The 9,955-nt window shown below is 73.1% G+C and carries 10 protein-coding genes; 3 read left to right on the plus strand and 7 right to left on the minus strand.

Annotated elements, in window-relative coordinates:
- Positions 1–10: 10 nt before the first annotated feature.
- Both AB0J68_RS01645 and AB0J68_RS01650 read right to left on the minus strand, forming a co-directional pair.
- Positions 11–265: a glutaredoxin family protein gene (locus AB0J68_RS01645; RefSeq protein ID WP_354854503.1), complete on the minus strand. Its 255-nt coding sequence runs from the start codon at positions 263–265 to the stop codon at positions 11–13.
- On the minus strand, positions 255–1,880 hold the full coding sequence (locus AB0J68_RS01650) for an AMP-binding protein (protein ID WP_363935434.1): 1,626 nt from the start codon (positions 1,878–1,880) through the stop codon (positions 255–257). Before AB0J68_RS01650 ends, AB0J68_RS01645 begins: the two co-directional genes overlap by 11 nt.
- Before the next feature lie 556 nt (positions 1,881–2,436).
- Between AB0J68_RS01650 and AB0J68_RS01655 the strand changes: the two genes are divergently transcribed.
- The 3 genes from AB0J68_RS01655 (at position 2,437) to AB0J68_RS01665 (ending at position 5,579) form a co-directional block, all read left to right on the plus strand.
- Complete coding sequence (locus tag AB0J68_RS01655; protein ID WP_354854506.1) at positions 2,437–3,399, plus strand: ECF subfamily RNA polymerase sigma factor, BldN family; 963 nt, start codon at positions 2,437–2,439, stop codon at positions 3,397–3,399.
- Positions 3,400–3,680: 281 nt separating this feature from the next.
- Entirely contained in the window at positions 3,681–4,568 is an 888-nt protein-coding gene (locus AB0J68_RS01660; RefSeq protein ID WP_354854508.1) for a DUF5667 domain-containing protein, read from the plus strand.
- A 135-nt stretch (positions 4,569–4,703) separates the two neighbouring features.
- Positions 4,704–5,579, plus strand: a complete 876-nt coding sequence (locus AB0J68_RS01665; RefSeq protein ID WP_363935436.1) for an HAD-IB family hydrolase — start codon at positions 4,704–4,706, stop codon at positions 5,577–5,579.
- Between the two features lie 9 nt (positions 5,580–5,588).
- Here the strand turns inward: AB0J68_RS01665 and AB0J68_RS01670 are convergent, their stop codons facing one another.
- From AB0J68_RS01670 to AB0J68_RS01690, 5 genes are all read right to left on the minus strand, one after another.
- Positions 5,589–6,446, minus strand: a complete 858-nt coding sequence (locus AB0J68_RS01670; protein ID WP_354854568.1) for a lysophospholipid acyltransferase family protein — start codon at positions 6,444–6,446, stop codon at positions 5,589–5,591.
- 340 nt (positions 6,447–6,786) lie between these two features.
- Entirely contained in the window at positions 6,787–7,863 is a 1,077-nt protein-coding gene (locus AB0J68_RS01675) for an NAD-dependent epimerase/dehydratase family protein (RefSeq protein ID WP_354854512.1), read from the minus strand.
- 122 nt (positions 7,864–7,985) lie between these two features.
- Positions 7,986–8,087 carry an AURKAIP1/COX24 domain-containing protein gene (locus AB0J68_RS01680; RefSeq protein WP_007465623.1) on the minus strand — a complete coding sequence of 34 codons (102 nt, stop codon included), beginning with the start codon at positions 8,085–8,087 and terminating at the stop codon, positions 7,986–7,988.
- Positions 8,088–8,301: 214 nt separating this feature from the next.
- A complete protein-coding gene (locus AB0J68_RS01685; protein ID WP_007465625.1) occupies positions 8,302–8,511 on the minus strand; it encodes a helix-turn-helix domain-containing protein in 210 nt (69 codons plus the stop codon).
- Between the two features lie 212 nt (positions 8,512–8,723).
- Positions 8,724–9,908, minus strand: coding sequence for an ABC transporter permease (locus tag AB0J68_RS01690; RefSeq protein WP_354854513.1), 1,185 nt, complete (start codon positions 9,906–9,908; stop codon positions 8,724–8,726).
- Between the last annotated feature and the right edge of the window lie 47 nt (positions 9,909–9,955).

Below are 9,955 nucleotides of genomic sequence, written 5' to 3' on the forward strand. Positions count from 1 at the left end.
TAGGCACCGCTCAGAGCTGCGGGGTGGTCAGGTCCCGCAGCAGCCGCTCCTCCTCCACCCGCCAGTAGCCGTGCTCCTTGCCGTCGAGCAGCACCACCGGCAGGCGGTCGCCGTACTCCCGTTCCAGCTCCTCGTCGCCGGTGACGTCCCACTCGACCCACTTGTCGCCGGTCACCGCGACCACCCGGTCGAGCGCCACCTTGGCGTCGTCGCACAGGTGGCAGCCGGGTCGGGTGATCAGGGCGAGTCGGGCGTCAGTGGCCATCGATTACCTCCGTGCGGTCGGTCGGCGTCGCCGACCGGAGCTGGGTCTTGCGTACCTTGCCGATCGCCGAGTGCGGCAGGGCGTCGACGAACTCGACAGCGGTGGGGCACTTGAACCGGGCCAGGTTGCGTGCGCAGTGGGCGAGCAGCTCCTCGCTGGTCACCGGTCGGCCCTGCACCGGCACCACGTACGCCCGCACAGTCTCGCCGGTCCGCGGGTGCGGCACACCCAGTACCGCCGACTCGACCACCCCGGGGTGCCCGGCGAGCACCAGCTCGACCTCGTGGGGATACACGTTGAACCCGTTGACCAGGATCAACTCCCCGAGCCGGTCGACCAGGAAGAGGTCACCGTCCTCGTCGGCGTACGCGATGTCACCGGTGCCCCACCAGCCGTCGTCGTCCGGGCCGTCGCGCCCGTCGGGCCAGTAGCCGCCGAAGAGGTTGCGCCCGCGAACGACGATCTGCCCCGGGTCGGTGCCCGGGGCGACATCGGAGATGTCCAGCTCGTCCGGGTCGTCGTCGGGGACCGCCTGGCCGTCGCGCCACAGGTCCTCCCCGGTCGGGCCGACCAGGCGCAGCTCCACGCCGGGCAGCGGCCGGCCGATCGAGCCGGGCTTGACCACCGGACCGACCAGGGTGGAGGTGAGCACCGGCGCGGTCTCGGTGAGGCCGTACCCGACGTGCACCTGATGACCGGTGGCCTCGGTGAAGCGCGCCGCGACCGGGGGATCCAGCGGCGCCGCGCCGCACACCGCCACGCGCACCGACACGGTCGCCGCGCGGACCGCGTCGGCGTCGGCCCAGGCCAGGAACATCGACGGTACGCCGACCAGCACGCTGACCCGGTGCCGGGCGATCTCGGCGAGCCCTGCAGTGGGCCCCGGCTCGTCGAGCAGCACGCCGGTGGCCCCGTGGTGGACGACGGCGCCGAGCACCGAGTTGAGCCCGTACGCGTGGAACAGCGGCAACGCCAGGAGAACGGTGTCCGTCGGCCCGACGACCGGCGGCTCGATCTCCGCGACCTGTTCGTGGTTGGCCAGCAGCGCACGGTGCGAGAGCATCGCGCCCTTCGGACGGCCCTCGGTGCCGGACGTGTAGAGCAGTACGGCCAGGTCGTCGCCGCCTCGGCGCGGACGGGGGCGCGGATCGGGCGCGTCGGCGGTCGGCGGTGTGTCGTGCACGGCGGTGAGCGCGGGCAGGTCGGCGGCCACCTCGGCGACCAGGCGGCGGACCCGCTCGGTGCCGATGAGCACGGACGCGCCGGAGTCGGCCAGTACGTGCCGCAGCTCCGGGGCGGTGAAGCCGGGGTTGACCGGGACCGCGACCAGGCCGGCTCGCAGTGCGCCGAGCCAGCCGATCACGAAGTCGGGGGTGTTGTGCAGCCCGATCGCGACCCGCGGCGGCGGGCCACCCGGGTCGGTGGGTGGCACGGCGGCGGCGAGGCCGTGCGCGGCGGCGGTCACGGCGGCGTCCAGTTCGGACCAGGTGACGCGCCCCTCCCGCCAGTACAGCGCGGGCCGGTCACCGTGGTCGAGAGCCGCCCGATGGACCCGGTCGGCGAGGTTCGGCGCGGGGTCTGCCGAGAAGTCCTGCACGGTGGTCGAGTCTGGCACAGCGGCGGTCGACAGGCCACGCCCGACGGTCGGGCCGCCAGGGCTGCCCGGCGTCCCGTCAATGGGACAGTCGCGGTGTCGTCGACACTCCGATCGAGTCCGGCCGATGGGACGGGTGGTGGGCCGGCCGACGCTTCGGCCCGGCCCACGCGGCGGCCGGCCGGGACGGCGCGGCCGATCGGCCAAACTGCCCCCGACCTGGGGATCCATCCAGGACCACCGGCCCGGGTCAAAGTCAAACGCACACGACGGACAACCGGTCCGCCACCGGTGCGACACAGCGGGAAATACTTCCGCCCTGTGTAACGGACTTGCCACGCGCGGGTGACGTTGGCCCTATTATCACTCGGGTCGGCTCACCCCATTTGCCGTGAGTCGACACCCCTCAGCCCGAGGAGGCCCCCGTGCCTGTGAGCGCATTGGACCAGCACCTCAAGGGGAACTGCCGCCCGTCGGCACACCCCGGAACCGTCCTGCCCGACCGGTTGCCCGGTCGGTCCGCACCGACGACCCGTAAACCAGCCCGGCCGGCCACCAACGGGACGGGGGCCGCGCGGTGACCACCTTCGGATACGCGGAACGCCCGGTCGGCCTGACTGGCCAGACGACCCGCTCCCCGGTCAACGAACGACCGGCGGCCCGCGCGCCGCTGGGCGACCCGCACGCCGCGATGCGTGGCGACAACGCCGCCCAGCGGACCCGCAACCGCCCACACACCAACGAGCCACCACCGAGACCGGCGGTCCCGGGTGGCAACGCGATGCCGACCGGTGGCCGTGTCGCCGCACCGGCCCGACCGACCATGCCCTCCCAGGGCCGTCGGGTCGGCGACGCGCCGACGGCGGCCACCGATCCGACGGCGGGCGAGACGGCGGTGATCCCGGCGGTCCCGGCCGCCACTCCGACCACCCCGACCACCCCGACCGGCTTCCCCAGCCGCCCGGACCCGTCCGACCCGGCCACCGAGGTCTGGACGCTTGTCGAGCGGGCGCAGGCTGGCGAGTCCGAGGCGTTCGGCCTCATCTACGACCGGTACGTCGACACCGTCTTCCGGTTCGTCTACTTCCGGGTCGGCAACCGCCAGCTCGCCGAGGACCTCACCTCGGACACGTTCCTGCGCGCTCTCAAGCGGATCGGCAGCTTCACCTGGCAGGGCCGCGACCTCGGCGCCTGGCTGGTGACGATCGCCCGCAACCTGGTCGCGGACCACTTCAAGTCCGGCCGGTACCGGCTGGAGGTCACCACCGGCGACGTGCTCGACGCCGACCGCGAGGACCGGGGCCCGGAGGGCAGCCCGGAAGCCGCGGTGGTCGAACACATCACCAACGTCGCCCTGCTCACCGCCGTCAAGCAGCTCAACCCGGAGCAGCAGGAGTGCATCGTGCTCCGGTTCCTCCAGGGCTTCTCGGTCGCCGAGACAGCCCGCGCGATGGGCAAGAACGAGGGTGCCATCAAGGCCCTGCAGTACCGGGCCGTTCGCGCCCTGGCACGGCTTCTGCCCGACGGCTTCCAGCCGTGATTCTCGGCGGCGGGGCCGACGAGCGTCGATCAATGTCTCGGCAGCTCAGGCCCGGTCGCACCCGGTGACGGCGATCACTTTCTGTGATTTCCGCCCCGCCAGGCCCGTAACCCGTGCCCGGTCCGCCGCGTTTCTCCGGGTGCGACCGGTGGTTGTCCCGGCAGGCCCGGGGCACCGAGGTCCGACCGGCACGCCGGACGGCACCTCACCTCCGTGGTGTCACACCGCCGCCCGGTCGCTGGCAACTATGGCGGCCGACCGGCCGTGACCAGCGAGAGGAGGTGCCTGCGGTGGACGACATCCTCTTCTCCCGCCGGCGCGCCGAGCGCTTCGCGCAGCTTCTCGACGAGGCCAACGGCGGCCGGCGGCACCACGTGCGGTCCCGGGTGGACAGCCAACTGGCCCCGCTCGTCGCAGTGGGTCAGCGGCTCAGCGTCGATCCCCCCACGGCCGAGGTGGACCCCGAGTTCCGCACCGGCCTGCGAGCGATGCTGCTCGCCACCGCCGAGCGCGAGGGAATGGGCACCCCACCGGCGACGGCCGAGCCGGCTGCCCCGCGGGCCGCGGCCACGAGCCGCGGCTCTCTGCTACCCGCGGTCACCGCCCGGCGGGCCCGCGCCCGGGGCGCGATCCTGGTCGGCATCGCCGCCGGCGCCATCGCCGTCTCCGGGATCTCCGCCGCCAGCGAGAACGCCGTTCCCGGCGACGCGCTGTACGGCATGAAGCGCTCCACCGAGCGGGCCCAGCTCGCCCTGGCCAGCTCGGACGTCAGCCGCGGCCAGCTGTTCCTGGACTTCGCCCGGACCAGGCTCGGCGAAGCAGCCGAACTGCGCGGCGACCGCATCGGCTACAGCGCCGTCCTCGACGACATGGACGCCGACACCCGGCAGGGTATCCGCCTGCTCACCGCCGCCGCCGTGCAGCGGGCCGAGCCGGCCAGCCTGGACACCGTCAACACGTTCGTCGCCAGCCAGCGCCGGGCGGTGACCAACCTGCTCGACGGCGCCAGCCGGGCCGACCGCGAACGGACCCGGAGGTCGCTGGCCCTGCTGGACAGCATCCGTGAGCGCTCGGACTCGGTACGCGCGGCGATCGCCTGCGGCCTGCCGGCACCGACCGGCAGCGACGCGCTCGGACCCACTCCGACCACCTGCCCCGGCGAGCGCTGACCCGCCAGCCCCGGGACCGCCATACCGCACGTCTGACCGGCCGGGCCACAGTTCCCTGTGGTCCGGCCGGTCGACCGTGCGCTCCGGCTACCCTCGCTGGAGGCATCCGTCGTACCTGGTCAGGAGAGGAGTCGCGTGGCGCGCAGCCGCAAGGTGACGGTCAGCACCGACGCTCACGGTCACACCGCCGGGTGGGCGGAGACCGCGCTGGCGCCGGTGACCCCACCCGCACCGGACCCGGCCGCCGCGGCGTTCTTCGACGTCGACAACACGATGATGCAGGGCGCGTCGATCTACTGGTTCGCCCGCGGGCTCGCCGCCCGAAACTACTTCACGACCGCCGACCTGGCCCGCTTCGCCTGGCAGCAGCTCCGGTTCCGGCTGCTCGCCCGCGAGCACGCCGGGGACATGTCCCAGGCGAAGGACGCCGCGCTCGCCTTCGTCGAGGGGTGGCGGGTGGACGACGTCGAACGCCTCTCGGAGGAGATCTTCGACGAGCTGATGGCCCCTCGGATCTGGGCCGGCACCCGGCAGCTCGCCCAGCGCCACCTGGACGCCGGTCAGCGCGTGTGGCTGGTCAGCGCCGCCCCGGTGGAGATCGGCCGGGTGATCGCCACCCGACTTGGCCTGACCGGCGCGATCGGCACGGTGGCCGAGGTGCGGGCCGGGGCGTACACCGGGCGGTTGGTGGGCGACCTCATGCACGGGCCGGCGAAGGCCGAGGCGGTCACCCAGCTCGCCGCCGTGGAAGGGCTGGACCTGAGCCGCTGCGCGGCCTACAGCGACTCGGCCAACGACCTGCCGCTGCTCCGCTCGGTGGGCCGGGCGGTGGCGGTCAACCCGGACGGCACCCTGCTGCGGCAGGCCCGGCAGCACGGCTGGGAGGTGCGGGACTTCCGCACCGGCCGTCGGGCCGTCAAGATCGCCGTACCGTCGACGGCGGCGGCCGGTCTGGTCGCCGGCGCGGTCACCGCCGGCCTGGCGTTGCAGCGCCGCCGCCGCGCCAGCTGACCGTCGGCCCTACGGCCCGAAGGGGTCGGGTCGCCGTTCCAGCAGCGAGTGCAGGGTCTGCTGGATGGTCTCCCGCACCTGGTCGGCGAGGTTGAAGACCACCAGCGGGTCGTCCGCCGAGTCGGTCAGGTGCGCGGTGGGGATCGGCGGGCAGAACTCGATCAGCCATTTGCTGGGCAACGGCACCATGCCCAGCGGCCCGAGCCAGGGGAAGGTCGGCGTGACCGGGAAATACGGCAGCTTGAGCAGCCGAGCCACGGGCTTGATGTCGGCGAGCATCGGGTAGATCTCCTCGCCGCCGACGATGGCGACCGGAACGATCGGCGTGCCGGTGCGCAGCGCCGCCGAGACGAAGCCGCCCCGACCGAACCGTTGCAGCTTGTACCGGTCGGCGTAGAGCTTGCCGACGCCCTTGAACCCCTCGGGGAACACACCGACCAGGTCACCACCGCCGAGCAGCCGCTCGGCGTCCGGGTTGCAGGCCACCGTGCCGCCGGTCTTGCGGGCGATCTCCGACACCACCGGCATCCGGAAGACCAGGTCGGCGCCGAGCAGGCGCAGGTAGCGGTGAGCGGGGTGCTTGTCGTGCAACGCCGCCGAGAGGATCAGCGCGTCCAGGGCGACGGTGCCGGAGTGGTTGCCGACCACCAGCGCGGGCCCGTCGACGGGGACGTGCTCGACCCCGCTGACCTCGGTACGGAACCAGTCCCGATAGAGCAGCCGCAGCAGCGGGTGGAAGACCGCGTCGGTCAGGTCCGGGTCGAACCCGAACTCGTCGACCTCGTAGTCACCGGCCAGCCGCCGACGCAGGAACGCCAGCCCGTTCGCGACCCGGCGGTCCCACTGGTCGCCGGGCCGATCCGGCACCGCCGGACCGGTGCCGCCCGCCCCGCCCGCGGTGGGCGGGACGCCCCCGCCCGCCGGCTCGTCGGTCGTCGTGTCGACCTCGTCGGCGGCCGGGTCGCCGCCCGCCACCGCCGGCTCGTCGGTCGCGGTGTCGACCTCGTCGCGCGGCGTCCCGGCCGGCGTGAGCCGGCTCGCCGGCCGGTGGCCGTTGCGCCGCGCCGGCTCCGCGTCCGGCACGGGTGGCCCCGGCGGTACGTCGAACGGCCCCATGCCCGCCGGCTCGCGCCCCTGCGTCGGCCCGGTCATGACGCCACCTCGGTTCGCGACCGCGGGGCTCGCCCAACCGGCGCACGCCGCGCGCTCATGACGACCGCTCCCGCACCGCGGCACGGACCTGCCGGATGCCGTCCAGGACCAACTGCTCGGCGGCGGCCAACTGACCCCGGCTGAGCACCACCCCACCGTTGTGGGCGCGGATGAAGTCGTCGAACGCGGCGGCGGTGGAGCGGGGTGTGAAGCCGTACTCCTGTTCAAGGCGCGTGGTGTCGACGACCCGCCCGTGCACGAAAAGATCGACCTGGTCCAGGCCGTAGCGGCCGAACCCCATGGTGCGGGCCAGCGCAGCGGCGCCCGAGAGACCCGGCTCCAGCACCGGCACGGCCACCCGACCGGCCCGCCGGATCGCCTGGGACAGCGACAGCACCCCCGGACCGGCGACGTTGTAGGTGCCGGGGTGATCCTCCACGATCGACCGGTGCAGCACCTCCAACGCGTCGTCGAAGTGCAGGAACTGCAACCGGGGATCGCGGCCGAAGACGGTCGGCACGAACGGCTGCGCGAAGTAGCGCGTCAACGTCGTGTCGGCGGTCGAACCGATGAACGGAGCGAAACGCAGCACCGTGGCGGTCACGTCGGCCCGGCGGCGGCGGAAGCCGCGAACGTACCCCTCGACGTCGAGGATGTCGCGGCCGAAACCGCCGCGCGGCACCTCGCGCGGCTCGGTCTCCTCGGTGAACACCGCCGGATCGCGGAACGACACCCCGTACGCGGCGGTCGACGACCGGACCACGAGCTTGCGCAGACGGGGCGCCCGTTGGCAGGCGGCGAGCAGTTGCATGGTGCCGATGACGTTCTGGTCCTTCATGGCCGACCGGCCGCCGTGCTGCTGGTCGGGGGCGCTGACCAACGCGAGGTGCACCACCGCGTCGACCTCCAGGTCGGCGAGGAGCCCGACGAGCGACCCCGGGTCGACGCGAATCCGCTCGACCCGGTCCAGCAGATCGGTGAACTCGGCGCCCGGCTCCGGCGCGTCCACGCCGATGACCCGCTCGATGCGGGGGTCGGCGGCCAGCCGGGCAGCCACGTGCGCGCCCAGGTACCGACCGACCCCGGTGACGACGACGACCCCCGGAGCACCTGAGGTGCTTCCGGGGGTCATCTGACGCACCTACGCCGACAGGAGGGATCGAGCCGGGACGACCACGGCCTGATCACCTGAGCCTCCGGGGGTCGACAGTTTGGCAAGTGAGGCCTTATGCCGGGCTCAGCGCCCGACGACGATCACTTGCCGAGACGGCGACGCTGGACGCGGGTCTTGCGCAGCAGCTTGCGGTGCTTCTTCTTAGCCATGCGCTTACGGCGCTTCTTGACCACCGAGCCCATACGACAGCCTTTCGATACAACGTGCGGGGCGGACCGGATGACACCACGCAGGTGGCGACGGCGACCGCATGCGGACAACGGACCGGACCGGTCTGGGCGGCAGGGCGCACCGGTGGGGTCTCGGTCGGGCTCCAGGGTAGCCGGAGAGCGTCAGCAGGACCAACGCGCCCCCGTCCATGCCGCCTACGTGGCACTCGATCGGCGGACCGGTGGCTCAGGCGGTTTCCTGAAACGCGCCCCGCAGGTATTCGTGCACCGCGTGCTCGGGCACCCGGAACGACCGCCCCACCCGGACGGCGGTGAGCTCACCGCTGTGCACGAGGCGATAGACAGTCATCTTTGACACTCGCATGACCGTCGCCACCTCCGCGACGGTCAGGAACTTGACCTCCGACAGCCGTCCATCGGACTGCGACCCGGCCATGGCTCACCGACCCATCCCATGCCCGGCGCGTGCCAACCCGACGGATGCTCCGGGCCGGGCGGCGACGCGCGTGTTACCAGTACGGTAGCGGGGCGGCTGTGACCGGCGCGATCCCTTCGTACAACTGATCATGCCCAGATCGTCGGTTCACCCGATCCGCGCTCCCGCTATCCCCCCGCCTGCGCCGGTCGTCCGATTGGCCCGGCCCGATCTCACTCGGCGCGCAGCGCCACCACCGGGTCGAGCCGGCCGGCGCGCTGCGCGGGAACCACCCCGAAGACGATCCCCACCGCCGCCGACACACCGAAGGCCAGCGCCAACGACCACCAGGTGATCGCCGCCGGGATCGGTGACAACGCGTCCACCAGCAGGGCGGTGCCCACGCCCAGCGCCATCCCGGTCAACCCGCCGATCGTGGTGAGCAACACCGCCTCCAGCAGGAACTGCACGCCGATGTCGCGGGGCCGGGCGCCGACGGCCTTGCGCAGCCCGATCTCCCGGGTCCGTTCCCGGACGCTGACCAGCATGATGTTGGAGACGCCGACGCCGCCGACGAGCAGCGAGATGCCGGCGATGGCGGCGAGCACGCCGGTGAGGACACCGAGAATGTCGCCGAGCACACCGAGGATCTGCTGCTGCGTGACCGCGCTGAACTCGGTGTCGGGGTGGCGGCGGTTCAGCTCGGCGACGATGCGCTCGCCCAGCTCGTCGATGCGCTCCCGGTCGGGCGCCTTCACCGCGATGCCGTCCACCCGCTGGGTGCCCCACAGGCGCTGCGCCGCGGTGACCGGCACGTGCACCTCGTCGTCCCGGTCGACGCCGAGGCTCTGCCCGAGGGGCGCGAAGACGCCGATGACCCGGAACCGCACCCCGGCGAGGGTCACCTGCTGACCCAGGGGATCTCGGTCGGGGAACAACGCGCGGGCCACCGAGTCACCGAGGACCGCTACCCGCCGGCTGGTGTCGACGTCCGTGCCGGTGAGGTAGCGGCCCCGGGCCAGCGACCGGGTGAACACCGTCGGGGTGGTCTCCAGCACGCCCTGGACAGTGGTGAAGTCGGAGCGGGCGCCGGCCCGTGCGGTCGCCCCGGAGGCGACGGTGACCGCGACCCGATCGGGATCGCCGACGACCCGGGAGACCGCGTCCACGTCCTTGAGCGTCAACGGCGACACGACCGGCGCGGTGCCCACCTCGATCTTGCCGGGGACGACCAGCAGCAGGTTGGAGCCGAGCCCTTCGACCTGCTGCTCCACCTTCTGCTTGGTGCCGGTGCCGATGGCGACCAGCAGCACCACCGAGGCCACCCCGATGATCACGCCGAGCATGGTGAGCGAGCTGCGCAGCCGGTTGGCCCGGAGCGCGTCCAGCGCGACCCGCCACGCCTCGGCGACCCTCACGCCGCACCGTCCTCGGGCTCGCGCGGAAGGCGCCCGGTGGCTCCGGC

Origin of the sequence: Micromonospora sp. NPDC049580, from assembly GCF_040675595.1 — a bacterium.
In the GTDB taxonomy this organism is placed as follows: domain Bacteria; phylum Actinomycetota; class Actinomycetes; order Mycobacteriales; family Micromonosporaceae; genus Micromonospora.